The sequence below is a fragment of the Bradyrhizobium genosp. SA-4 str. CB756 genome, from assembly GCF_000473125.1.
Classification (GTDB): domain Bacteria; phylum Pseudomonadota; class Alphaproteobacteria; order Rhizobiales; family Xanthobacteraceae; genus Bradyrhizobium; species Bradyrhizobium arachidis.
Genome location: NZ_KI421499.1, coordinates 686,124 through 711,390, shown reverse-complemented (window position 1 = coordinate 711,390; position 25,267 = coordinate 686,124). Strand labels below are relative to the sequence as shown.

At 64.2% G+C, this 25,267-nt stretch carries 19 protein-coding genes, 1 tRNA gene and 1 pseudogene; 11 read left to right on the top strand and 10 right to left on the bottom strand.

Annotated elements, in window-relative coordinates; translation table 11 throughout:
* The first annotated feature begins 1 nt into the window (after nucleotide 1).
* Complete coding sequence (locus tag BRAGE_RS0103430; protein ID WP_035729329.1) at nucleotides 2-1,042, top strand: class II aldolase/adducin family protein; 1,041 nt, start codon at nucleotides 2-4, stop codon at nucleotides 1,040-1,042.
* Nucleotides 1,043-1,478: 436 nt separating this feature from the next.
* Here BRAGE_RS0103430 and BRAGE_RS0103425 read toward each other — a convergent pair.
* From BRAGE_RS0103425 to BRAGE_RS0103400, 5 genes are all read right to left on the bottom strand, one after another.
* A tRNA-Lys gene (locus BRAGE_RS0103425) sits at nucleotides 1,479-1,554 on the bottom strand.
* A gap of 158 nt (nucleotides 1,555-1,712) precedes the next feature.
* The gene (locus BRAGE_RS0103420) at nucleotides 1,713-2,309 is read right to left on the bottom strand and encodes a Spy/CpxP family protein refolding chaperone (RefSeq protein ID WP_027560441.1); all 597 of its coding nucleotides are present in this window, start codon (nucleotides 2,307-2,309) and stop codon (nucleotides 1,713-1,715) included.
* 258 nt (nucleotides 2,310-2,567) lie between these two features.
* Nucleotides 2,568-3,584, bottom strand: a complete 1,017-nt coding sequence (locus tag BRAGE_RS0103415) for a TRAP transporter substrate-binding protein (RefSeq protein ID WP_027560442.1) — start codon at nucleotides 3,582-3,584, stop codon at nucleotides 2,568-2,570.
* Nucleotides 3,585-3,876: 292 nt separating this feature from the next.
* Nucleotides 3,877-5,439, bottom strand: coding sequence for a 2-isopropylmalate synthase (locus BRAGE_RS0103410; RefSeq protein WP_027560443.1), 1,563 nt, complete (start codon nucleotides 5,437-5,439; stop codon nucleotides 3,877-3,879).
* Between the two features lie 620 nt (nucleotides 5,440-6,059).
* A complete protein-coding gene (locus BRAGE_RS0103400) occupies nucleotides 6,060-6,323 on the bottom strand; it encodes a hypothetical protein (RefSeq protein ID WP_035730901.1) in 264 nt (87 codons plus the stop codon).
* Between the two features lie 305 nt (nucleotides 6,324-6,628).
* Here BRAGE_RS0103400 and BRAGE_RS0103395 point away from each other — a divergent pair, with 305 nt between their 5' ends.
* The 10 genes from BRAGE_RS0103395 to BRAGE_RS0103350 all read left to right on the top strand — a co-directional run bounded on the left by BRAGE_RS0103395 (nucleotide 6,629) and on the right by BRAGE_RS0103350 (nucleotide 19,869).
* Nucleotides 6,629-7,867 (top strand): SMP-30/gluconolactonase/LRE family protein, encoded by a 1,239-nt coding sequence (locus BRAGE_RS0103395; protein ID WP_028146186.1) that lies wholly within the window; start codon nucleotides 6,629-6,631, stop codon nucleotides 7,865-7,867.
* Between the two features lie 100 nt (nucleotides 7,868-7,967).
* On the top strand, nucleotides 7,968-9,071 hold the full coding sequence (locus tag BRAGE_RS0103390) for an NAD(P)/FAD-dependent oxidoreductase (protein ID WP_027560446.1): 1,104 nt from the start codon (nucleotides 7,968-7,970) through the stop codon (nucleotides 9,069-9,071).
* Nucleotides 9,072-9,328: 257 nt separating this feature from the next.
* Nucleotides 9,329-10,573 carry an ABC transporter substrate-binding protein gene (locus BRAGE_RS0103385; protein ID WP_027560447.1) on the top strand — a complete coding sequence of 415 codons (1,245 nt, stop codon included), beginning with the start codon at nucleotides 9,329-9,331 and terminating at the stop codon, nucleotides 10,571-10,573.
* Between the two features lie 102 nt (nucleotides 10,574-10,675).
* On the top strand, nucleotides 10,676-11,551 hold the full coding sequence (locus BRAGE_RS0103380) for a branched-chain amino acid ABC transporter permease (protein WP_027560448.1): 876 nt from the start codon (nucleotides 10,676-10,678) through the stop codon (nucleotides 11,549-11,551).
* A gap of 1 nt (nucleotide 11,552) precedes the next feature.
* Complete coding sequence (locus BRAGE_RS0103375) at nucleotides 11,553-12,479, top strand: branched-chain amino acid ABC transporter permease (RefSeq protein WP_027560449.1); 927 nt, start codon at nucleotides 11,553-11,555, stop codon at nucleotides 12,477-12,479.
* Nucleotides 12,479-13,960 (top strand): ATP-binding cassette domain-containing protein, encoded by a 1,482-nt coding sequence (locus tag BRAGE_RS0103370; protein ID WP_027560450.1) that lies wholly within the window; start codon nucleotides 12,479-12,481, stop codon nucleotides 13,958-13,960. The genes BRAGE_RS0103375 and BRAGE_RS0103370 overlap by 1 nt, the downstream gene beginning before the upstream one ends.
* A 40-nt stretch (nucleotides 13,961-14,000) precedes the next feature.
* Nucleotides 14,001-15,236 (top strand): ABC transporter substrate-binding protein, encoded by a 1,236-nt coding sequence (locus tag BRAGE_RS0103365; RefSeq protein ID WP_027560451.1) that lies wholly within the window; start codon nucleotides 14,001-14,003, stop codon nucleotides 15,234-15,236.
* Between the two features lie 171 nt (nucleotides 15,237-15,407).
* Entirely contained in the window at nucleotides 15,408-17,942 is a 2,535-nt protein-coding gene (uvrA, locus tag BRAGE_RS0103360) for an excinuclease ABC subunit UvrA (RefSeq protein WP_027560452.1), read from the top strand.
* A gap of 165 nt (nucleotides 17,943-18,107) precedes the next feature.
* Nucleotides 18,108-19,418 (top strand): ABC transporter substrate-binding protein, encoded by a 1,311-nt coding sequence (locus tag BRAGE_RS0103355; protein ID WP_027560453.1) that lies wholly within the window; start codon nucleotides 18,108-18,110, stop codon nucleotides 19,416-19,418.
* A gap of 268 nt (nucleotides 19,419-19,686) precedes the next feature.
* Nucleotides 19,687-19,869 carry a hypothetical protein gene (locus tag BRAGE_RS0103350; RefSeq protein ID WP_027560454.1) on the top strand — a complete coding sequence of 61 codons (183 nt, stop codon included), beginning with the start codon at nucleotides 19,687-19,689 and terminating at the stop codon, nucleotides 19,867-19,869.
* A gap of 183 nt (nucleotides 19,870-20,052) precedes the next feature.
* Here BRAGE_RS0103350 and BRAGE_RS0103340 read toward each other — a convergent pair whose 3' ends face one another.
* From BRAGE_RS0103340 to BRAGE_RS0103320, 5 genes and pseudogenes are all read right to left on the bottom strand, one after another.
* Entirely contained in the window at nucleotides 20,053-21,222 is a 1,170-nt protein-coding gene (locus tag BRAGE_RS0103340) for a Gfo/Idh/MocA family protein (RefSeq protein WP_027560455.1), read from the bottom strand.
* Between the two features lie 229 nt (nucleotides 21,223-21,451).
* Nucleotides 21,452-21,760: a septal ring lytic transglycosylase RlpA family protein gene (locus BRAGE_RS0103335; RefSeq protein WP_027560456.1), complete on the bottom strand. Its 309-nt coding sequence runs from the start codon at nucleotides 21,758-21,760 to the stop codon at nucleotides 21,452-21,454.
* Between the two features lie 104 nt (nucleotides 21,761-21,864).
* Nucleotides 21,865-22,711 (bottom strand): annotated as a pseudogene (locus tag BRAGE_RS47645) (CmcJ/NvfI family oxidoreductase).
* A gap of 514 nt (nucleotides 22,712-23,225) precedes the next feature.
* A complete protein-coding gene (locus BRAGE_RS0103325; protein WP_027560458.1) occupies nucleotides 23,226-24,164 on the bottom strand; it encodes an ABC transporter substrate-binding protein in 939 nt (312 codons plus the stop codon).
* Complete coding sequence (locus tag BRAGE_RS0103320; RefSeq protein ID WP_027560459.1) at nucleotides 24,161-25,255, bottom strand: LLM class flavin-dependent oxidoreductase; 1,095 nt, start codon at nucleotides 25,253-25,255, stop codon at nucleotides 24,161-24,163. The genes BRAGE_RS0103325 and BRAGE_RS0103320 overlap by 4 nt, the downstream gene beginning before the upstream one ends.
* Nucleotides 25,256-25,267: the final 12 nt, after the last annotated feature.

The window sequence follows — 25,267 nt, the reverse complement described above, 5'->3', positions numbered from 1 at the left end:
GATGCAACAGCAACCTGCCTTGCTCCATGAGCTGCGCCGCACATCGGCGCGCGTCGGTCGCAACATCCTGCTGGTGCAAGGCGCCGGCGGCAACTCCTCAATCAAGCACGACGATTTGCTCTGGGTGAAGGCGTCCGGCACTTGGCTCGCAGATGCTGAGGAAAAGAACATCTTCGTGCCGGTCGCGCTTAGCGCGGCGCGCGCGGCGCTCGCGCAGGGTGATGAACGGGTGCCGCTCGCGCCCGACGCCGGCACGACATTGCGGGCCTCGATCGAGACCTCGCTCCACGCGCTCATGCCGCACACGGTCGTGCTGCATGTCCATTCGGTCAATACCATCGCCTGGGCGGTGCGGACCGATGCGCGGGAGGAGTTTGCCAGGCGACTGGAAGGACTAGCCTGGCACTGGCTCGACTATCACCATCCGGGACTGCCGCTCGCCAGCGTCGTGAATCATACGCTGGGGCAGCACAAGGCGGATGTGCTTGTCCTTGGTAATCATGGGCTGGTGGTCGGTGCCGAGACCTGCGCCGGCGCAGAGGCTCTGGTCGACGAAGTCGAGAGCCGCCTGGCGCTTGCGCCGCGCTCCGCAATTCGTCCAGATGAAGATGCGCTTCGCTCAATCTGCGCCGGCACGGCGTATCGCCTGCCAAAGGACCCGCAATGCCACAGCATTGCAATCGACCCTTTCAGCCGCGCGATTGCGACCAGCGGTTCGCTCTATCCGGATCATGTGGTCTTCCTCGGTTCGGGCTTACCCGTTCTGGAACGGGGGGAAGACTTTCGCGCCCCTGCATCACGAGTACGGGCCGACGGGCTGCCACACCCGGTCGCACTGCTCATTCCAGGCCTCGGTTGCGTCGCTCGCGAGGATGCAAGCGACGGCGCCGAAGCGATGCTGAGCTGTCTCGCCCTGGTGACCTGCCGCTTACCTCTTGCGGCACAGGTTCGCTATCTAACGCGGGAGAATGAGTACACGCTGCTGAATTGGGATGCCGAGCGATATCGCCAGCAACTGACCGCAAATCGCGGACCCGACTGAACAAGCGATCTGTACCTCCGGTTGCGAAGCCCTGCGCAGCATCGTCGGGCCCGCCCCTATTGTCCATTGCGCGCATTGGCAATTGGCGCAGAGCGGCGAATGGCGCGACGCAGGTCTCTTCGCCGCCATCGGAAATGTCGGCTTGTAGTCGTCCGCCGATCCGAGGCTGCTCACGTGTATCTCAGAAGGTCTGCTCATCTTGGCCATGATGAGATTTTCTTGGACCTCCCGGTGCACACGCCGTGCACACGCCACCTTCTAACTGCTTGAAGAACTTAGACTCTCGCTCCAATCCATCATTGGAGAGATTGCGTTTGCAGGTCGCATACGCGCCGACCGTCTCGGACAGCAATTTCGCAGTGAGGCTCTATCACCGCAAAACGACCGTTTGAAAAATCAGGTACTCAAACGGTTTTTGATAGCTAAGGCATTGATTTGGTGGGCGCACCAGGGCTCGAACCTGGGACCCGCTGATTAAGAGTCAGCTGCTCTACCAACTGAGCTATGCGCCCGAAAGGCGGTCAAATGCCTTGCGAGGCCGGTCGTTTAGCAAAGCGATCCGGGTCTGGCAAGCGATGCGGCGAAGGTTTTTCCACAGTCCCCAAAAAGCGAAAAGCCGCTGGATTCCAGCGGCTTCGCAAAGGTTAATCCCCGTAAAATCCGCGGTGGCTCAGAGCCGGCCCTCGCGGTCCCGGTCCGGACCGTCGTCGCGGTCGAAACGATCGCGGCGGAAGTGCTCCATGCCGCGCTCCATCATACGGTCCATGCCCCGTTCCATGAAGTGCCGGGGCGGGCCGTCCTCGCCGCCGCCGAACGGGCCGCGGTGGCGGGTCAGCACGGCGAGGCGCCGCTTCTGGCCCTCGTCGAGCGTCTTGTAGAGCGGATCGGCGGCATCGGCGATCTTCTTCAGGGCGGCGGAGGCCGCGCCCATGTCCTCGGCGCGCTGGCGCAGGCGGGCGACCGGATCCTCCGGCTTGTCGGCATCGCCGGGGCCAGCGTTCATCCGCGCATTGGCGCGATCGATGCGCAGCTTGGCGAAATCGCGCACCGCGGCCTCGACCGGCGGCCACAGCTTCTCCTGATCGGCGTTGAGCTTCAGCCCGGCATGGACGGCGGCGATCCGCGCGTCGACGAAGGCGGCGCGGTCTTCCGGGTTCATGCGGATGTGGCGGAAGTGCTCCATCCACGGACGATGATATTGGGCATAGACCGCGCCCGAGCCGGCGATGCTGAGCACGGCGATGGCGGCGATGGTGAACTTCCTCATGCGTACCTCCTCTGGAAGGATGGGCGTGAGGATGAGCGCCAAGCGGCTGACGCGCAACTTACAACTTGGACAGGGAGCACGTTCTTACGGAGATGTAACTACCGTGAATGTCCGTTCAGATGCACACTGAAATGATTTGCAACAAAAAGGGCTTCCGTGCCGGCACGGAAGCCCTTTGTTCATGCATGATCTATCCGTGCATGGCGCGACTTGGTTCGTCGCGCTCCTGGTTCGTCGCGCTCCTAGTTGGTCGCGCGCTTAGTTAGTCGCGCTTTTGGCTTCCTTCTGGAATTCGTCGATCAGCGGCTGGCCGACGCGGCTCGCAGCGTCCTTGTAGACCGGCTCCATCGCCTTGCGCATCGCAGCATCCTGCTCCGGCGTCAGCTTGATGATCTCGCTCTTGCCGCTCTTCTTGATCTCGGCGAGCGCGTCGTCGTTCTCCTTCTGCGACTGCGCGTTGTTGAAGTCGGTCGCCTCCTTCATCGCCTTGGACAGCTGGTCGCGGATGTCGGCCGGCAGATCGTCCCAGAACTTCTTGTTCACGATCACGACGTAGCCGATGTAGCCGTGGTTGGTCTCGGTGATGTACTTCTGCACCTCGTGCATCTTCTGGGTATAGATGTTCGACCAGGTGTTCTCCTGGCCGTCGACGACGCCGGTCTGCAGCGCCTGGTAGACTTCCGAGAACGCCATCACCTGCGGCAGCGAGCCGAGTGCCTTGAACTGGGCCTGGAGCACGCGCGAGGACTGGATGCGGAACTTCACGCCCTGGTAATCGGCGGGAGCAATCAGCTTCTTGTTGGCGCTCATCTGCTTGAAGCCGTTGTCCCAATAGGCAAGGCCGGTGATGCCCTTCGGCTCGAGCAGCTTGAGCAGCTTGGCTCCGAGCGGGCCTTCCGTCACCTTCCGCAGCGTCTTCAGGTCGGGCAGGATGTAGGGCAGATCGAACACCTCGAACTCGCGGATGCCGAGCGGACCGAACTTGGAGTTGGACGGAGCCAACATCTGCACGCTGCCGAGCTGGAGCGCCTCGAGCTCTTCCTTGTCCTTGTAGAGCGTCGAGTTCGGGTAGACTTCGATCTTGACCTTGCCGTTCGTGTACTTCTCGGCGAGCTCCTTGAACTTCTCCGACGCCTTGCCCTTCGGCGTGTCGGTCGCGACCACGTGGCTGAACTTGATGATGATCGGCGATTGAGCCGATGCCGGCCCGGTCAAGCCAAGATTCAGACCAAGTGCCAGTGCCGCAATGGACGCGGCGATCGCGAAGGTACGCATAATCTCTCCCTTGTTATTCTCTTGGGCGGCCCAACGCGGGCGCCTATTTTCGAGCCGGGAGCATCAATAGCGGCTGGGAGAGTGAGCCGCTATTGGCCGTTAGCAGGGCAGGTATTCATCATGAATGCCGCTGCGCCCCCCTCTCCCGCTTGCGGGAGAGGGTTGGGGAGAGGGTCTCTCAACAGTGGGACTTCCCTAGAGGAGAAACCCTTTCCCTAGAGGAGAAAACCCTCACCCGCCGCCCTTCGGGCGTCGGCCTCTCCCGCAAGCGGGAGAGGCGAAGTCAGCAACGTCAGCTCGCCGCCGCCGTCGTCACGGTGTCGCGCTGGCGCTTCATGACAATCTTGTTGAGGGCGCCGAGATAGGCCTTGGCCGAAGCCACCAGCGTATCCGGATCCGCCGCGCGTGCCGTCATCGAGCGGCCGTCCTGCGACAGGCGCACCGAGACTTCCGCCTGCGCGTCGGTGCCTTCGGTCACGGCGTGGACCTGATACAGCTCGAGCTTGGCCTCATGCGGCACCAGGCGCTTGATGCAGTTGAACACCGCATCGACCGGACCGTTGCCCTCGGCCTCCTCGATCTTGATCTGGCCGTCGACGTCCAGCTTCATGGTCGCGCGCTGCGGACCATGGGTGCCGGCGATCACGGTCAGCGAGGTCAGCTTGATGCGATCGTGCGAGGCCGCCATCTCTTCGTCGACCAGCGCCTCGATGTCCTCGTCGTAGATGTCCTTCTTGCGGTCGGCGAGCGCCTTCATCCGCGTGAACGCATCTTCCAGCTGGTTCGGGCCCAACTTGTAGCCCATCTCTTCCAGCTTGTGCACGAAGGCATGGCGGCCGGAGTGCTTGCCGAGCACCAGCGAGGACTGCTTCAGGCCGACCATCTCGGGCCGCATGATCTCGTAGGTCGAGGCGTCCTTCAGCACGCCGTCCTGGTGGATGCCGCTCTCATGCGCGAACGCATTCCGGCCGACGATGGCTTTGTTGTACTGGACCGGGAACGAGGTCGCCGCCGACACGACCTTGGAGGCGCGGGTCAGCTGCGTGGTGTCGATCTTGTTCCAGTACGGAAATTTGTCGTTGCGCACGTTGATCGCCATCACGATCTCTTCGAGCGCGGCATTGCCGGCGCGCTCGCCGATGCCATTGATGGTGCACTCGACCTGGCGCGCGCCGCCGACGATGCCGGCCAGCGAGTTCGCCACGGCCATGCCGAGGTCGTTATGGCAATGCACCGAGAACACCGCCTTGTCCGAGTTCGGCACGCGCTCGATCAGCGTCTTCATGAAGTGGGTGTATTCCTCCGGCACCGTGTAGCCGACGGTATCGGGGATGTTCACCGTGGTGGCGCCCGCCTTGATCACGGCCTCGACGATGCGGCAGAGAAAATCCATCTCGCTGCGGGTGCCGTCCTCGGCCGACCATTCGACGTCGTCGATCTGGTTGCGGGCGCGCGCGACCATCGCAACCGAGGTCTCGATCACCTGCTCCGGCGTCTTGTTGAGCTTCACCCGCATGTGCAGCGGCGAGGTCGCGATCACGGTGTGGACGCGGCCGCGTTTTGCAAATTTCACGGCTTCGGCACAGCGGTCGATGTCCGCGGGATGCGCGCGCGACAGGCCGGCGATGACGGAGTTCTTCGAGCGGCGCGCGATCTCGCTGACCGCCTGGAAGTCGCCTTCGGAGGTGATCGGGAAGCCGGCCTCGATGACGTCGACGCCCATATCGTCCAGCAGCTCGGCGACCTCGAGCTTCTCCTCGAAGGTCATGGTGGCGCCGGGGCACTGCTCGCCGTCGCGCAGGGTAGTGTCGAAAATGATGACGCGGTCCTTGTCGGACTTGTTCGCGGGGGCCATTTCAAATTTCCTTTTGAGCTTCGGCGCCCTTCATCTGCCTTGAGCGCCTGAGGTTGTCCGGTGATCTCGTACCAACCCCTGAGTGCCCAGGCGCGTGGCGCCCAGCCGGCCCTCAGGGGCAAGTAAGAAGAAGGCCGCCAATAAGGAGGGTGGGCAGCAGCGCGGCCGGGATCGTGGCGGCGGCCAGAGCCACCTCCCCCGAAATCCCATCGATTTGGCCGCGAATCAGCATTGCCAGACCCTTTTGAGCCCCAAATCCTCGGTCAAAACCGTTGACGGTTGGTTGCCGGGAGGCTCGATGCGTCTGTTTCTAGACGAGAAACGGGCGCAACTGCAACGCCAAAAGATGGTCAGGGGGACTGACCTGATTGCGTGTCGGCGGGCGTTGCGTTCACCGCTCGGCCCGAGCCCCGTTATCCTGAGGTGCGAGGCGCGGGGCGCAACACGCCCCGCGGAGAGCCTCGAAGGATGAACGGCCGAGCTGACGCAGCCGGGCCGTCGCCCTTCGAGGCGCGTCCAGCGTCGCAGGCGCGCCGCCGAACGCGCACCTTAGGGGTAACGGTGATGGATTGGCGCTCGCGGCAGTCTTTGCGTCATTGCGAGCAGGAGACAACGTCACACTATCCCGCGCGGCGAGCGCGAGCCCGGGTCTCCCAGCGGTTCAGCATCTGGCCGAGCTCGCCGGTGGCGACGGGTGCTGCCGGCCTGGTGCTCGCGATCTCATTGGTGTTGGCGGGCGCGGTGGCACGGTCCCAGTCCGCCTTTGCGTAGCCGCGCATGCGGCGCGCTTCCGCATGTCGCTTGCGGGAGATCTGGTCGCGCGTGAAATAGCCGGCCGCGAACGCGATCCCGAGCAATACGATCAATATGACAACGCCACCCACGACCAACTCCGACCTGCGCCCCGGGACGTTTTTGTGCGCGGCAATAAGCGCGAAATCAAGGCTTGAAATGCCGGAGGCCGGATTCGCGGAGGAGAACCAATAGTCGTTCACATTTTTCGAGCAACCATATGCAGGTTCCTGCGCAGCACTGCCCGCGTTTTGGACAGACCTGCGACGAAATCGCGACATCCCGCAATCGCGCAGAACATGCAAAGCCGGCTCTCGCAACTGACTGCGGACCGCATTAACCTCCACTCCTGCTCGGCCGGATCAACCGGCCAGCCGAACATGATCGGGAGGACGCGATGACACGCCAAGAGGCTCGTGACCACGAGCAGCGTGACCGGGATGCTGCGCTTTCACGACGAACACTTGTCCAGGGACTTGCATTCGGTGCCGTGGCCACCGCGGCTGCAACCGGCGCCGCGCTGGCGCAGACGGGACCAGCCGCACCACCAACGACCATCACCACGCCGCCCCGCGATTTCAGCCCCCGCGGTGCGCCGACCACTTATTTCTGGGACCCCGACATCCTCGCGGTCGATCCATCCTTCAACGATCTCGCCCAGCCCAACACCGCGATCAAGCGCCTCTACACCGGCCTGTTGTGGGCCGAGGGTCCGGCCTGGAGCGCGCAAGGACGGTATCTGCTGTGGAGCGACATTCCCAACAACCGGCAGATGCGCTGGAGCGAGGACGACGGCCATGTCAGCGTGTTCCGCTCGCCCTCCAACAATTCCAACGGCAACTCGTTCGACTTCCAGGGCCGCCAGCTCTCCTGCGAACACTTGACGCGCCGGGTGACGCGCTATGAGCATGACGGCACCGCGACCGTGCTCGCCGATTCCTATCAGGGCAAGCGGCTGAACTCGCCGAACGACATCGCGGCGCATCCCGACGGCAGCTACTGGTTCACCGATCCGCCCTATGGCGGCCAGCTGTACGAAGGCGAGCCCGATGGTCCGGGCGGCCCGAGCAATACGACCGGCAAGCTCAATCCGCGGATCGGACAGCCGGCCGGCTTCGCGCCGGGCAAGCGCGAGCTGCCGACCAATTGCTATCGCATCGATCCCTCGGGCCGCATCGACCTCGTCGTCACCGAGGAGCAGGTGCCCGATCCGAACGGATTGTGCTTCTCGCCCGATTTCAAGAAGCTCTACATCGCCTCGACCGGCAAGGGTCCGGGCGACACCGGCCCCGGCGGCAAGGGCGAGATCTTCGTGGCCGACGTCGGCGCGGACAACAAGCTGTCCAACGTCAAGCGGTTCAGCGATTGCGTGATCGACGGCGTGAAGTGCGGTCCAGACGGCCTGCGCTGCGACGTCAACGGCAATCTCTGGTCCTCGAGCAATGCCGGCCGCGCCGTCGGCTATAACGGCGTCACGGTGTGGTCGCCGGAGGGCAAGCTGCTCGGCCGCATCCGCCTGCCGGAAGTCTGCGGCAACATCACCTTCGGCGGCCCCAAGCGCAACCGCCTGTTCATGGCGGGGAGCCAGTCGCTCTATGCGGTGTATACGGCAACGCAAGGCGCCGGGCCGGGCTGAGGAAGCGCACGCAACTCGAAGTCGGCGCCGGCGTGCCTCGCCGGCGCCGAATTGTTTGGATAGTTCTTTCGATGCAAAAGAGATCGTCAAGGAACAAGCCATGCGCGTTGTGGTCTGCGGCGGCGGCGTGATCGGAGCCTGCACAGCGTATTTTCTTCGCCAGCTCGGCATCAACGTCATCGTCGTCGAGCGGACCGAGGTCGCGGCCGCTGCATCGGGCAAGGCCGGCGGCTTCCTCGCGCGCGACTGGTGCGCTGGGTCGCCGCTCGATGCACTGGCGCGCCGCAGTTTTGCGCTCCACGCGCAACTGCCGGACGAGATCGCCGGCGACTGGGGCTATCGCCCGATGAGCGCGTATAGCGGCTTCGTTGCGTGCGGCGGCGATGCGCGCCGGACTGCGCCATCCGCGCTGAGCTGGCTCAGCGACGGCGTCGTCATCGCGCAGCGTATCGGCACGCCGCAGACAACCGCGATCGTTCATCCCCACAAGTTCACGTCGGCTGTGATGAACGCCGCCCTCGCGCAGGGCGCCGAGCTTCGCCTTGGCCGCATCACCGGCATCGTGCGCGATGCGGCCGGCACGCGTGCGAAAGGCGTCGCGGTCGACGGCGACATTATCGCGGCCGATGCCGTCGTGATCGCGATGGGACCATGGTCGCTGCTCGCGGCACAATGGATGAGCTTGCCCGCTGTCTATGGCCAGCGCAGCCCGAGCATCGTCTACGATCTCGGCCCCAACGTGCCGGCCGATGCCTTGTTCCTGGAGCATGACGATGGTGGTGGCGCCGTCTCGATCGAGGTCTTCCCGCGCGCCGACGGCAGCACGCATATCGTCGCCCTCTCCGATATCGCGCCGCTGCCGCTCGATCCGGCAGCCGTGACGCCGGACAGTGGCGCGATCGCGCGGCTGCAAGCCATGTCCGAGCGGCTATCGCCGTTGTTCACCCCTGCGAAGATCATCGCGCAACAGGCCTGCTTTCGTCCTGTGACCCAGGACGGCTTGCCGCTGATCGGCCGGGTGCCGCAGAGCGAGGGCCTGTATGTTGCGACCGGACATAATGTCTGGGGCATCCTCAATGCGCCCGCGACGGGCGAGGCCATGGCACAGCTGATCGCCAAGGGCGCAACGCGCGATGTGGACCTTGCGCCGTTCGATCCGGCCCGGCTCCCGCCGCTCGATCCATCGCTGCTGCAAGCGCGCTGAGCGCAGCAGCATCGCAGCTTTTCGCTCGACGCCTGTTATTTGCGCGCCTTCGACGCTCACGCATGCCCATCGACGAAATCTGCATGCCTGTGCGTGCAACGGGTTGTTCGCACCGCTCCTGCCTGCAATTTACGCAGCGATAGACTTTAGTCCCCTTCTCACATTCCTGAACGCGGTTTCACTTGCCGAGAATTCCCTCGCCGTTATAGTCGCGCCCCAATAGCTCAAAGAAGCTTGGTTCAAAGGGAGAGAACAACATGAATAAAGCACTCTCTGTTGCATTGCGAATGACGCTTGGTGCCGCCGCGACGGGCGCAGTGATGGCAGCCTCAGGCGCAGCACTTGCAGCCGATCCGCTTCGGATCGGTGTGATCGCCGAAGCGCAGGCGATTGCCGGCGCCTCCATTCCGCAAGCGGCGCAGCTCGCCGCCGACGAGATCAACGCCAATGGCGGCGTCGACGGCCGCAAGATCGAGATCATCTCTTACGACAATCACTCCTCCTCGGCCGATTCCGTGCGCGCGTTCCAGCGCGCGGTGAACGAGGACAAGGTCAACGCGGTCATCGCCAGCTATATCAGCGAGGTCGTGCTGGCGCTGGAGCCCTGGGCGTCGCGGCTGAAGACGCCGTTCGTCACGCCGGGCGCCGCCTCCAACGAGATCAGCAAGAGCGTCCACGCCGACTACGAGAAGAACAAGTACACCTTCCACGGCTACCTGACCTCGGCGGCGCTCGCGCTCTCAGTCTGCGATGCCGCCAAGGACCTGCTCGTCGACAGGATGCACATGAAGTCGGCCGTCATCATGAGCGAGGACGCCGCCTGGACCAAGCCGCTCGACATCGGCTACGAGGAATGCCTGCCCAAGATCGGGCTGAAGGTGCTCGACCACATCCGCTTCTCGCCTGATACCACCGACTTCACGCCGATCTTCAACAAGATCGAAGGCTCCAAGCCCGACGTGATCATCACCGGCATCTCCCATGTCGGCGTGCAGCCGACGGTGCAGTGGAAGAACCAGCAGGTGCCGATCCCGATGTTCGGCATCTCCTCGCAGGCGACCAACGAGACCTTCGGCAAGGACACCAACCAGGCCGCCGAAGGTGTGCTCTATCAGGGCGTCTCCGGGCCCGGCGTCGCGGTGACGCCGAAGTCGGTGCCGTTCGCCGAAAACTTCAAGAAGAAGTTCGGCAACTACCCGTCCTATGCCGGCTACACCGCCTATGACGAGGTCTACTACATCGCCGACGCGGTGAAGCGTGCCGGCTCGACCGAGGCCGACAAGCTGGTCGCGGCGCTGGAGAAGACCGACTGGGAAGGCACGATCGGCCGCGTCCAGTTCTACGGCAAGGACGATCCGTTCACCCACTCGATCAAATACGGCAAGGGCCTGATCACGGGCTTGATGCTGCAATGGCAGGACGGCAAGCAGAGCGCGGTCTGGCCCAAGGACGTCGCCAAGGTCGACGTCAAGTTCCCGAGCTTCATCAAGCTCTCGAATTAGCAGGAACAGCTCCCGGGACCACCTCCCGGGAGCTTCCACATGCGGCGCCCCGCAGCACCTTTCCTCGAAGCGGCAGTTTGACTGCCACCTGGCCAATCATCAATGCGAGTTTTCCAGATTCTGATCGATGGCTTTGCCATCAGTGCTCTCTACGCTCTCGGTGCCACCGGCTTCACGCTGATCTTCGGCGTCTCCGGCGTGCTCAACCTCTCCCACGGCGCCATCATGGTGGCCGCAGCCGTCGCCGCCTGGGCCGCCGCCAGCATCCTCGGCGTCGGCACCTATGCCGGCGCGCTGATCGGCGTCGCGGTCGCGCTCGTCACCGCCTTCGCCACCTATTTCGCGGTGGTGAAGCCGATCCAGGATTCACGTCGCATCCCGAACGAGGAAAAGGAGATCTTCGTCCTCACCGGCACGCTGCTCTGGGGCATCATGATCCAGGAGCTGATCGCCTATTTCTTCACCAACAACGCCAAGACCGTGCTGCCGATCGTCGAAGGCGTGGTCGAGATCCTCGGCGTGCGCACCCCGCGCAACGAGATCTTCACCGCCATCGTGTGCTGCCTCGTCATCGCGCTGCTGTGGCTCTTGGTGAACCGCACCCGCACCGGCAAGGCGGTGCTGGCGGCCTCGATGAACCCGCGCGGCGTCACCCTGCTCGGGCTCGAGCTCACCAACATCTACATCGTGGTCTGGGCGATCTACGGCATCCTCGCCGGCATCGCCGGCGTACTGCTCGGCATGTTCTTAGGGGTCAGCTCCTACAGCGTCGGACCGCTGACCGCGAGCGCGTTCTCGATCGTCGTGCTCGGCGGCCTCGGCAGCGTCTCCGGCTCGCTGATCGCGGCCTTCGTGGTCGGCTATCTCGAGACCATCACGGCCTATCTGATCTCACCGGCCTACCGCACCATCCCGGCGCTGCTGCTGCTTGTGTTCGTGATGTACATCCGGCCCCAGGGCCTCTTGGGGAGGCGCTGAGATGTCCACCTTCTTCACCTCGCGCCTGTTCTTCATCTCGCTGGCGCTCGTCGTCATCGCAGCGACGCTGCCGCTCTACGTCTCCGGCTATGTGCTCGGGCTGCTCACCGTCGCGTTCTATTTCGGCGTGTTCGCGATGGCCTGGGACCTGCTTTTCGGCTTCGCCGGCGAGGTCAATTTCGGTCCGACCTTCCTGATCGGCGTCGGTGCCTACACCGCCGGCATCCTCAACAACCAGTTCGGCTGGTCAGTCTATCTCTGCATCGTGCTCGGGGCGCTGGCCTCGGTCATCGCCGGCCTCGTGCTGGCGCTGCCGGCGCTGCGCGTGCGCGGGCCGTATTTTGGCCTGACCACGCTGGTCGCGGTGTTGATGCTGCAGAACTTCATCGTGGTGTTCGCCGATCTCACCGGCGGCGAGATCGGCCTCACCATCCCCGACGTCATCACCATCAATGCCGGCGCCAATTACTGGATCGCACTCGGCTTCATGACGATCTCGGCCGCAATCCTCTATGGCCTGTCGCAATCGCCGATCGGCCTCGTGCTCCAAGCCAGCGGCCAGGATCCGGTGCAGGCCGGCGCGCTCGGCTTCAACATCGTCAAGCACAAGCTCGCCGCCTTCATCGTCTCGGCGTTCTTCTCGGGTCTGTCAGGAGCGCTGCTGGTGTTCTACTTCGGCACCGCCTCGGTCGGCACCGTCGTCGACGTCGCGGTCGGCGTCAACGTCATCGTCTCGGCCGTGCTCGGCGGCCGGCGCACCGTGCTCGGCGCGGCGCTGGGCGCGATCTTCCTGATCGTCGCCGGCGAATTCCTGCGGCCCACGGGAGAGCTTGCGACCTTCATCGTCTCGGCGGTCGCCCTGCTCGTCGTGCTGTTCTTCCCCGGCGGCTTCCTCGGAGCGGCCCTCTCGCGCGAGGCTCGTTCGTGATGGATATGAGGCTTTCAAACCGGGCCGTGCTCGAAGTCCGCGGCCTGACCAAACGCTTCGGCGGATTGACGGCGGTGAAGAATCTCGGCTTCGAGGTCAACGCCGGCGAGATCTTTGGCCTGATCGGGCCGAACGGCTCGGGCAAGTCGACCGCGATGAAGAGCGTGATGGGTATCGAGCGCCCGACCGCGGGCGAAGTCGTCTTCGAAGGCGAGAACGTCGCCGGCCTGCCCGCGCACAAGATCGCGCGCAAGGGCTTTGGCATGGTGTTCCAGCACTCGCGGCCGCTGAACCGGCAGACGGTGCTGGAGAACATCATGGTGGCGCTGCTGCCGGACAGCCTGTTCATGCTGTTTCCGGACAAGGCGCTGGTCGAGCGCGCCAAATGGATCGCCGAGCGCGTCGGGCTCGGCAGCGTGATGAACCGCCGTCCGCCGACGCTGCCGTTCGCCGACCTGCGCAGGCTCGAGCTTGCGAAAGCGATCGCGCGCGATCCCAAGGTCGTGCTGGTGGACGAGCCCTTCGCCGGCCTGACGCGGGCCGAGGTCGACATCTTCTCCGACCTGATCCGCAGCTTCCGCGACGAGGGCCGCGCCGTGATGCTGGTCGACCACAACGTCAAGAGCGTCGCAGCGCTCGTCGACCGCGTGCTCGCGATGTATCTCGGCGAGGAGATCGTCACCGGCAAGGCCGAGGACGTCATGCGAAACGAGACCGTGCGCCGGGTCTATCTCGGCGGCGCGATCGAGACCCATGCGCGTCCCGAGACCAGCTTCAAGGACAGGGTGCCGCTGCTCCAGGTCGACAATGTCAGCGTGTTCTACGGCAAGGCCCAGGCGCTGGAGAACGTCTCGATCCACGTCCACGAGGGCGAGTTCGTCTCCGTGGTCGGCCTCAACGGCGCCGGCAAGACCACGCTGTTCAACACCATCTCCGGCTTCCTGCCCTACACCGGCGAGATCGTGCGCGGCGGCGACAAGCTGCGCGGCACGTCTCCTGCGAAGATCGCGCGCAGCGGTCTCGTGCAATGCCCGGAATCGCGCGAGCTGTTCGGCGAGATGAGCGTGCGGGAGAATCTCGACCTCGGCGGCCAGCATCTTTCCGACGACAAGCGCGCCGCGCAGCTCGCGTGGCTGTTCGAGCTGTTCCCTATCCTCAAGGAACGTCAGGGCCAGATGGCGCAGACGCTCTCCGGCGGCGAGCAGCAGATGCTGGCGATCGGCCGCGCGCTGATGATGCAGCCGCAGATCCTGATCCTGGACGAGCCGACGCTGGGCCTTGCGCCGGTCATCCTCGAGCAATTGTCCAAGGCGCTGACCAAGCTGCGTCAGACCACCTCGATCACGGTGCTGCTCGGCGAGCAGAACGTGACTTTCGCGCTGCCGCACGCCGATCGCGTCTATGTGCTGGAGCATGCGCGAATCGTCTGGGAAGGTGATCCCGGCCGCTTCGCGGCGGAGGCCGGCGCCGATTTTCTGTAAGTCCTCGACATCAACAAAAAGCATAGAAAGGGAAACGACCATGCGATCTTCAGTTCTCAGCGGCAGCTTCATCGCCTCGGCGCTGGCGCTGTGCCTTGCCGCCCCCGCCTACGCGCAATCGAACGATCCGATCAAGATCGGCGTCATCGCCGAGGTGCAGTCGATCGCGGGCGCTGCGACGCCGGGCGGCGCGCAGATCGCCGCCGACGAGATCAACGCCAAGGGCGGCATCCTCGGCCGCAAGGTCGAGATCGTCACCTATGACAACAAGAGCTCCTCGGCCGACTCCGTTCGCGCGTTCCAGCGCGCGGTGAGCGAGGACAAGGTCTCCGCCGTGATCGCGAGCTACATCTCCGAGGTCGTTCTCGCGCTCGAGCCGTGGGCGGCGCGGCTGAAGATGCCGCTGATCACTCCAGGTGCCGCCTCGAACGAGATCACCAAGGCGATCCACAACGACTACGAGAAGAACAAGTACACCTTCCACGGCTACCTGACCTCGGCGGCCCAGGCCCAGCTCGTCTGCGACGCAGCCAAGGACCTCCTGGTCGACAAGCTCAAGTTCAAGACCGTCGCGATCATGAGCGAGGACGCGGCCTGGACCAAGCCGCTCGACGTCGGCTACGAGGCCTGCCTGCCCAAGGCCGGCCTGAAGGTCGTCGAGCATGTCCGCTTCTCGCCCGACACCACCGACTTCACGCCGATCTTCAATAATATCGAGAGCAAGAAGCCCGACGTGATCGTGACCGGCATCTCGCATGTCGGCGTGCAGCCGACCGTGCAGTGGAAGAACCAGCAGGTGCCGATCCCGATGTTCGGCATCAGCGCGCAGGCGCTGAGCCCGACCTTCTGGAAGGACACCAATGGCGCCGCCGACGGCGTGCCGTCGCTCGCAGTGGCCACCCCCGACGTCGCCGTGACCTCAAAGACAAAACCGTTCGCGGCCGCCTTCAAGGCCAAGTTCGGCACGCCGCCGGCCTATACCGGCTACACCGCCTATGACGAGGTCTACATCATCACCGACGCGATCAAGCGCGCCGGCTCGACCGATCCCGACAAGATGGTGGCCGAGCTCGAGAAGACCAATTTCGAGGGCACGATCGGCCAGATCCAGTTCTACGGCAAGGACGACGAGTTCACCCACGGCATCAAGTCCGGCCCGGGCGCAGTGACCGGCCTCGTCTTCCAGTGGCAGGATCAGAAGCAGGTCGTGGTCTGGCCCGAGAAGATCGCCGAAGGCAAGCTGAAGTTTCCGAACTTCGTGAAGCTGTCCCAATAAGCTGACGAGTGGCGCTTCTCGGCGCCCAACTCCCCTCACCAACCTTGCAAGGCCCGCCGCTGTCACCGCGGCGGGCCTTCTGTTGTGTTAAGAACGGAACTGGTGCGCTGGCGTCCCAGGACCCATCCTGCGATCTTGCCGTTAATCCCGACGCTGGGCTGGAGGAGCCAGATGGACGATCGACCGAGACAATCCGAGAGCCTGATGCAGGATGACGGCTTCGTTCGGGTCCGGGGTGCGCGCGAGCACAACCTCAGGAATGTCGACGTCAAGATTCCGCGCAACGCCCTCGTCGTGTTCACGGGCGTGTCGGGCTCCGGTAAATCCTCGCTCGCCTTTGGAACGATCTACGCCGAGGCGCAGCGGCGCTATCTGGAGTCGGTGTCGCCCTACGCGCGCCGCCTCTTCCACCAGATGCAGATTCCTGAAGTCGACGATATCGAAGGGCTGCCGCCTGCCGTCGCGCTCCAGCAGCAGCGCGGCGCGCCGACGACGCGATCGTCCGTCGGCAGCGTCACGACCATCTCCAACCTGCTCAGGATGCTTTACTCTCGCGCCGGCGATTACCCGCGCGGGCAGCCGATGCTCTATGCGGAGGCGTTCTCGCCGAACACGCCGGAGGGCGCCTGCCCGACCTGCCACGGCATCGGCCGGATGCTCGACGTCACCGAAAAATCCATGGTGCCCGACGACACCAAGACGATCCGCGAGCGCGCCGTCGCGGCCTGGCCGAGCGCCTGGCAGGGACAGAACCTCCGGGACATCCTGACGACGCTGGGCTACGACGTCGACAAGCCCTGGCGCGAGCTGCCCAGGAAGGACCGCGACTGGATCCTGTTCACCGAGGAGCAGCCGACCGTTCCGGTCTATGCCGGCTACGACGCCGCCGAGGTCAAGCGGGCGCTGCGCCGCAAGGAGGAGCCGAGCTACCAGGGCACGTTCACCGGCGCGAAGCGCTACGTGATGCAGACCTACGCCAAGTCCGAGAGCGCGATGATGAAGCGTCGCGTCGCGCAGTTCATGATCACGCAGGACTGCCCGACCTGTCATGGCACGCGGCTGAAGCCGGAGGCGCTCAAGGTCAAGTTCGCAGGGCTCAACATCGCAGAGATCTCGCATTTGCCGCTCAAGCAGCTGCACGAGCTGATCAAGCCGTTCGCACGACCATCGCCGGACAGGTCGGAGAAGGCCGTCGTCGCCCGGCGCATCTGCGAGGACCTGTCGGCGCGCCTCGCCGTCCTGCTCGACCTTGGCCTCGGTTATCTCGCCTGCGAACGCAGCACGCCCACGCTGTCGCCGGGCGAGCTGCAGCGTCTGCGGCTGGCAACACAAGTCCGCTCCAACCTGTTCGGCGTCGTCTACGTGCTCGACGAGCCGTCCGCAGGCCTGCATCCCGCCGACACCGAGGCGCTGCTGCGCGCACTGGACCGGCTGAAGCACGCGGGCAACTCGATCTTCGTGGTCGAGCACGAGATCGAGGTGATCCGGCATGCCGACTGGCTGGTGGACGTCGGGCCCGACGCCGGCGAAGGCGGCGGACGCATCCTCTATAGCGGGCCGCCGGCGGGGCTCGGCGACATCGAGCAATCGCGAACCGCGACCTATCTCGCGCATCCGCGCAAGAAGCTGCCGACGACCCGTCGCGCGCCGAAAGGGCATTTGAAGATCAGGGGTGTGGTCCGCAACAATCTCCGTGGCCTCGACGTCGATATCCCGCTGGGCGTGATCACCGGCATCACCGGCGTATCGGGCTCCGGCAAATCGAGCCTGATCAGCCAGTTCCTGGTCGATGCCGTGGCCGATCATCTCGGCCACACGCTTGCCGCCGACACCGAGGATGACAGCCTGGCACCAACGGTCGAAACCTTGGGAGGCAAGATCATTGCCGGCCTCGACCAGATCGATCGCCTCGTCGTCGTCGACCAGAAGCCGATCGGCCGCACGCCGCGATCGAACCTTGCAACCTATACCGGCCTGTTCGACCACGTGCGGAAGCTGTTCGCGGCAACGCCGCAGGCCAAAGCTCGCCGCTACGATGCCGGGCGTTTCTCGTTCAATGTCGCGAAGGGGCGCTGTGCGACCTGCGAGGGCGAAGGGTTCGTTTGCGTCGAGCTGCTGTTCCTGCCCAGCGTCTATGCGCCCTGCCCGACCTGCAAGGGCGCCCGCTACAACGACAAGACGCTGGAGGTGAAGATCCGCGAAAAGTCCATCGCGGACGTGCTGGCGATGCGCGTCGACGAGGCCTTCGATTTCTTCGAGGGCGATGCCACGCTGAACCGGTCGCTGTCGGTCGTCCGCGAGGTCGGCCTCGGCTATATCCGCCTCGGCCAGTCCGCGACCGAATTGTCCGGCGGTGAAGCGCAGCGCATCAAGCTGGCGACCGAGCTGATGCGTCCGCAACGCGGGCACACGCTCTATGTCCTGGACGAGCCGACCACCGGTCTTCATCCCCGCGATGTCGAGCGCCTGATCGCCCAGCTCGACCGGATCGTGGATGCCGGCAACAGCGTGGTCGTGGTCGAGCATGACATGGATGTCGTCTCCCACAGCGACTGGATCATCGATCTCGGCCCCGGCGCCGGCGACGAGGGCGGCACTATCGTCGCATCGGGCACACCGCATCAGGTGGCCAAGAACAGCGGAAAGAACGGCGCAAAGGCCGGCGGGAAGACGGCGCGCTATCTTGCCCGCCGCCTGGAGCAGTGACCAAACGCGTTCCGCAGCGTCATCCCGGCCCATTTCGCAATTGCGTTCCGGTCCGCGGAGGATAGACCGCGACTTTCGCCTTGTTGACTTTCAGCCTCCCGGTTCCCCATACTTCGTAAAAAGATAACAAGACCGATCAACAGACGGGTTTTGAGGGAGGATAGGATGCCGACTTCACGCAGACAGCTGCTGAAGAGCTCGGCGGCTGCCGCCGCCGCACTCAGCCTCGATTGGACGAGGGCCCAGGCGCAGGCCGAGACATTGCGCATCGGCCTGATCTACGACCTCACCGGCCCCTTCGCCGCCGGCGGTTCGGTCGCCTCCTCGGTTGGCGCGCAGATCGCGATCGATCTCGTCAACGAGAAGGGCGGCGTCGGCGGCAAGTACAAGATTGCTCCGGTCGCCGCGGACTCCCAGAGCAAGCCCGACGTTGCGATCAACGAGGCTGAACGTCTGATCAGCCAGGAGAAGATCGACATCCTCAACGGCGTCTATGCGAGCTCGCACGCGGTGCCACTCGCGGCCAAGGTCGAGCAGCAGAAGAAGATCCTCTGGATCACGACCGCGGTCTCGACCGCCGTGTTCAAGGACAAGAACCTGCAATACGTGTTTCGTGCGCAGATCCATTCGGATCAATACGGGCAGGCCTTCGCCGCCTTCCTCGCCGAACACGCGCAAGGCAAGCTCGGCATGGACCCAAAGGACGTCAAGGTCGCGCTGATCCACGAGGACGGTCCTTACGGCGTCGGCGTCGCCACCGCCGACGAGGCCTATGCCAAGCAGGCCGGCATCCAGGTCGTGCTGCGCGAGGGCTACTCGGCTTCCGCGCCCGATCTCTCGGTGCTGGTCACCAAGATCAAGCGCGCCAAGGCCGACGTGATCTCGCATGCCGGCTACAACCCCGATATCACCCTGTTCCTGCGCCAGGCGCGCGAGAGCGGGTTGCGCTTCAAGATGCTGTTCGGCGCCGGCGCCGGCTACAGCCAGCTCGACAAGCTGCGCGCGACCTTCGGTGCCGACATCGACAATTTCTGCAACATCGATCCGGTGCCGGCCCAGCTGCTCGATCCCGCAAAGCTGGCCCCCGGCATGGGCGACCTGATCAACGCGATGGTCACGCGCTACAAGGCCAAGACCGGCGCCACCGACGTGCCGCCGCACTGCTCGATGGGGTTCAACCAGACCTGGGTGCTGCTCAACAACGTGCTGCCAGTCGCCAAGGAGAAATACGGCAGCTTCGAGCCGGAGGCGATCCGCAAGGCCGCGCTCGACGTCGACATCCCCGCCGGCGGCACCATCCAGGGCTATGGCGTCAAATTCTTCCCGCCGGGCACGCCGCTCTCAGGGCAGAACGAGCGCTCGACGCCGGTGGTGATGCAGAATGCCGGCGAGCACATCTCCGTGGTGTGGCCGACCAACATCCGCACGCAGGATCCGGTGTTCCCGCTGCCGAAGGGCTCGACTTACGGGGCGTGAGGCGGTGGGCCCTCTCCCTTTGGAGTGAATAACTCGCCAGACCGGCGAAGTGCTGAGAGGTTCACGTCACGCGCGAACCTCTCACGGATTAACTTGGGGCGACAGCCCCTTCATCCGGCGCTGCCCCCTCATTTCGTTTCACGCTGCTTTCACGCCTTAATTCGATTTAAGGCCGAGGATCATCACGCGCAGGACCGGCTCGCATAGCGGCCTGTCCGGCCGGAATCAGAAATTTCTCAGGTCGTGAAATCCAGCGATGGGGGTGAAGATGCCCGCCATTTTCGAATTGCTCTACAAGGAATACTGCCGCGCCCGCCTGGCGGAAATGCGCAAACAGCTTCTGCTCACCGGCAAGCGTGATGAACTCGTTCTGCCGGGCGACGACTTTGCCGATCCGGATGCCGAGACGGACGCGGAGCACGAAGCGGAGTTGAACCGCACCAGAAAATAGCCGCCTCTCCTCGCGTCAGCAGCCTTTGAGAAAGGCCGCACTTTTCAGGAGGCAACAATGAACACGCCCGAATTCTATACTGCGTCGATTGCCTGTCTCTCGTGCATGACCATCGCGATCATGATCGCGGTCGGGGCCTGGTAAGCGACAGCCCCCGACGAGCAGCGGGCGCGTGGCAACGGCCTACAGCACCACGCGTTTCCCCTCTTCCGCGGCCCAATAGCCGGCGTAGTTCACCTTGATCGTCTCATAGGCCAGCGCGAGATCCGACAGCGGCTGCCGTCCGCTCGCGGCGCATTCCATGAAATCCTGGATCTCCTGCAAATAGCCGCGCGTCCATTCCTCCTCCAGGCACACATATTGCCAACCGGTTTTGCGGTCGACCTTCTCGGTGATATAGACGCTGGCGAGCTTCTCCTCGGAGGTCTGGTAGCTCATCAGATGGGTGTTCGGCGTGATATTGGCGAACAGCGACCCGCCGGAGGTGTAGGTCTCGATCAGATTGCGCACGCCGCCCATGATCATGTCGCCGGAGAACACGGTGGCCTTGGTGCCGTCGGAGAAGGTCGCGGTGAGCGTGCCCCAATCCTCGACATCGACGGGATTGGCCTTGATATAGGTGCGCTCCTCCGGCTTCAGGACGGCCGTGACATTGCCGACATCGCAGGTGACGCTGGCGACACGGATGCTCTCGCCGCGCGCTTTGGCCTCGACCTGCTTCAGATACAGCACCGCCGAGAGCGGATGGCAGCCCATGCGGATCAGCGAGCCGCCGCCAGTCATCGCCCATTGCGCCGCATGCGCCGCGTGCGAGCCGGAATGGCTCTCCTCGCCCTTCATGAACAGGATCTTGTCCTTGGTCGCCTTGATGATCTCCGCGATCTTGGTCACCGCCGGCGCGTAGATCCAGTCCTCGGCATACATGAAGAGTTTGCCGGTCCGCTCGATCGCGGCGCATGTCGCGTCCATCTCCTCCAGCACGCGCTGATACATCAGCGCCTTCGGCACATGTTTGCCGATCGGCTGCTTGTCGCTCTCGCGGCCGAAATAGCCCGCGAACGGCTTTTCGCAGATCACGTGCTTGCCGGCCTGCATGCTGGCGACGATCATCCGGGCATGGAGGTTGGGCGGGGTGCAGATGTCGATGACATCGAGCTCGCGGTCCGCGATCAATTCGGCAAAGCTGCGATAAACGCGCGGAATATTGTGATGCTGGGCGAACGCGACAACTTTGTCGCCGCGCGCGGCCACCGCCGCGACCTCGACATCAACGCCATAGACGCGCCGGAACGCATACATATGCAGCTCCGACACGAAGCCGCAGCCGACGAGCCCAACCCTGATCTTGGCCATACGAATTCCCCCACTTGTCGCTGAGGGCATTATAGCCAATTCGACGCAGTTTCTACGGTGATTAAACTGCGATGCGAGCTCTCGCCCCCTCATCCTGAGGAGCGCGGAACGCGCGTCTCGAAGGATGAAGGGCCCCCGCTGTGGCCTCGCCCTTCGAGACGCCGCGCAAGAGCGCTGCTCCTCAGGGTGAGGAGCAGCAGGGTCGCTTGCCGCAATAATGATGGACGCGCTATTCCACCGAGACCCGCACCACGCCGGCGCTCATCATGCCGAGCGCGCGGGCGGCCGGCACCGAGAGATCGACGATCCGGCCGCGGATGAAGGGGCCGCGATCGTTGACGCGGCACTGGATCGTGCGTCCGCTGTAGGACACCTTGAGCACGCTGCCGAACGGACGCGTACGGTGGGCGCAGGTCAATTCGCCCCGGCCGGCTTTTGCATAGCTGTAATAGGAGGCCAGTCCACTTTCGGCCTGTGCAACTGAAATAACGGCGAGAAATGAGGTTAAACAAAGCAAAAATGTCGTTTGCGCTCGCACGGCACCGCTCCCGGTTTGCCCTGCCCGGCGCTGCAAACGTCGCTTTGTTCCCTTAAGTTCCCAAAACACTGCCGCGCAATGCGCGGCAGTGCCATCACACATTGTTACGATTTGTGAAAGACTAGCGTGCGCACCTCGATGCTCTCGCGCGGCGCCGCATCCCGGGGCGTGTTCGGATCGGCGAAGGCAGTGTGGGGCCCGAAGCGCGTGCGGCCGTCGGTTGCGGAATCATAGCATTTGAGCAGCAGCGCCTCGTCCGGCGTCATCTCGGGGAAATAGAACCAGCGATGGTTCGGATTGTATTTCACCGAATAGGTCTCGCCGCGACGGTTGGGATAGATCAGGTCGGAGGCGACGAGATCATCCGGCGCGACCGTCGTGCCGTCAGCCATCGCCAGCGGTGAATCGCGTAGAGGTCCGCGGATCGGCCGCCACAGATTGATCACCTGCACGCGGCCCTTCAGCAGCTCCTCGGCCTCGTCGGGCAGATGCTCGCGCACGCGGTTGGCGCCGGAGACAATGGTCTGGTCGACATGGACGCGCGTTGCAGGCTGGGCGCGGCCCGCCGCCGCGAATGTCGGCCGCGCCCTCGACACGCTTGCGCACGGTGTGATCGAAGATCACGACGCGATCCGCCTTCAGCGTCGCGCGCAGGAAGGCTTCGACGGCGGGATAATAGACGGTGCGGATTTCCTCGTCGTTGTAAAAGTCCTTCACGCGGGTCGGATGCCGCACCAGTGCAAAGCCCTCGCGGTCGAGCGAGAAATTGTCGGCGATCAGGCGCGCATCGAAGATCGGCACCTGGTGCGGCTCCGGCAGCGAGGTGCTCTTGGGCTCGCCGGGCGGCGGATCGAAGGCATAGGTGCGCGGCTTGCCTGATGTCGGCGCGAGATAGTTGAGTTCAGCGGTGACGAAGGGAAGCGACTCGATTTTTGTTTCTTGCAGGCCCATGGCCGGTCTCCCGATGTGGTCGTCGTATTAATTTTTGAGGAGACGCAACGTGGCGCAAGGGAGGTGGTGCAAATAGCAATGGCGATGTCGGCGCGGGCCGGGAATGGAGAAGGAATATTTCGAAGAAGGCGACTGGGTGGGAAACCTGCTCCTTTCTCACGAGTCCTTGAAATGCCTGTGAGAGCGCTTCTTCCTTCTCCCCTTGTGGGAGAAGGTGGCGCGAAACGCCGGATCCGGGGTATCTATTCGCGAACGCAGTCTCGTAGGGTGGGCAAAGCGAAGCGTGCCCACGGCTTCTGTCATCGAGGAGAGATGGTGGGCACGGCGCAAGTGCGCCTTTGCCCACCTTACGCTTCCGAACTCGCGGAGAGAGACCCCTCACCCGTCTCGCCGCTACGCCATGGCCGATGCAAAGCATCGGCGTTCTTGAGACACGGCGGCCAAAGGCCGCCTATGCCACCCTCTCCCACAAGGGGAGAGGGAAGGTACCGCGTCCAGGAACATGAAAGTGCGCTTACAATCCTGCCTTCGCGATCGCATCCGCAAACGAGCGGTCCACGATATCCGCCGCATCGAGCTTCTGCTTGATCAAGCCCCAGCGGAAATAGAGGTCGATCGTACTCTGCTCATCGGCGACCACGCCGTCGTCGATCGGAGCGATCCGGATCTTTGCGCGCGAGAGCCAGTTTTGCGGCACGGCGCTCGGGATGTTCATCAGCCTGCCCCAGGTCGCGGCATAGCTGTCGATATTGTTCAGCGACCACGCCCGCGCCGCAGTAAGCCGCCGGACGAAGTCCGTGAGCTCCGCCCGCTTGTCGCGGATCGCGTCGGGCCGCGCCACCTGGAAGCTGAGACCCGGCGTCAGGCCTTCGGAGGTGATGATGCGGCGCGATTTGAACAGCACCTCCTCCTGGCTCACATAAGGCTCCCAGGTCGACCAGGCATCGACCGAGCCTTGCGTGTAGGCGATCTTGGCATCGGAGGGCGCGAGGAACGCGATCTGCACGTCGCTCGCACTCCAGCCGTTCTTCTCGAGCGCGGCCAGGATGAGTTGATGGCCGATCGAGCCGCGGCCGGTCGCGATCTTCTTGCCGCGCAGATCGGCGAAGCTCCTGATCGGCGAATTCTCGGGTACCAGGATGGCAAGCCCCTCGCGCGTCTGCCGGATCGCGGCGATCGCTTTCACCGGCGCGCCGGAGGCGGCGGCGAAAGTGAAGGGCGCATCGCCCACAAGCCCGGTCTCGATGGCCCCGGCGCTGAGCGCCTCCAGCAGCGGGGCTGCCGCCGGAAACTCCCTCCACTCGATCTTGTACGGCACGTCCTTGAGCACGCCGGCCGCTTCCATCACGGCCTGCGAATTGCCCTTCTGGTCGCCGACGCGAAGCGTCGTTTGCGCGCCGGCAAGGTCAGCGCCCGCAAACGCGAGCGCTACAGCAACAATGAACCGGATCATTCCGCCGCGATCCCCCGCTGCTGGTCGCGTGCAGCGATCAGCTTGCGCGTCAGCGGGATCAGCTCGCGGCCATACTCGATGGCATCGGGAAGCGGATCGAAGCCGCGGATCAGGAAATGGCCGACGCCGAGATCGTAGTAATCGGCGAACACCTCCGCGACCTGCTCGGGGGTGCCGACCAGCGCGGTGGTGTTGCTGTTGGCGCCGGTGAGCTTTGCGATCCCGGTCCACAGCCGCTTGTCGATGCGCGCGCCCTGATCGGCGAGCGCCAGCAGCCGCTTGGCGCCGTCGGTGGCGTGATTGGGCCGGCGGTAGCCGGTCTGGTCCTGGAGCGCGGTGGCACGTTCCAGGATCTCCTCCGCCTTCTTCCAGGCGGCCTGCTCGGTGTCGGCGAGGATCGGCCGCACCGACAGGCTGAAGCGCGGCGTCGGCCGCCCGTACCTGACGGCTGCATTATGAACGCGCGCCGTGACGTCGCGCACCTGCGCATAGGATTCGCCCCACAGCGCGAACGTATCGGCATGCTTGCCCGCGACCTCGATCGCGGCATCCGAGCCGCCGCCGACGAAGGTGTAGATGCCGCCCGTCTGAACCGGCTTCACCTGCGAGAAGCCATTCTCGACAGTGTAGTATTTTCCGCTGTAGTTGAACGGCCTCTCGCTGGTCCATTCCAGCCGCACCACGTCGAGGAACTCACTGGTGCGGGCGTAGCGCTCGTCCTTGTCGTCGAGCGTGTTGCCGTCCTGCCTGAGCTCGATGGCGTTGCCGCCGGTGATGACGTGCAGCGAGACGCGGCCGCCATAGAGCTGGTCGAGCGTGGCAAGCTGGCGCGCCAGCAGCGTCGGCGCGGTGAAGCCCGGCCGCTGCGCGATCATCACCTTGAGCTTCTTCGTGATAGTCAGCACATGCTGAGCGACCTGCAATGCATCGGGCGTCGTCGAATGGAACGCCAGCAGCGCGCGGTCGAAGCCGGCGAGCTCATGCGCCTTCGCTACGGTCTCGATATAGTTCGGATCGAGCACCGGGCCTTGGCGCACGATGGTCTCGGAAGCATTGCTGTTGGCGATAAAGCCGATGAACTCGACGGACATCAGTGAAACTCC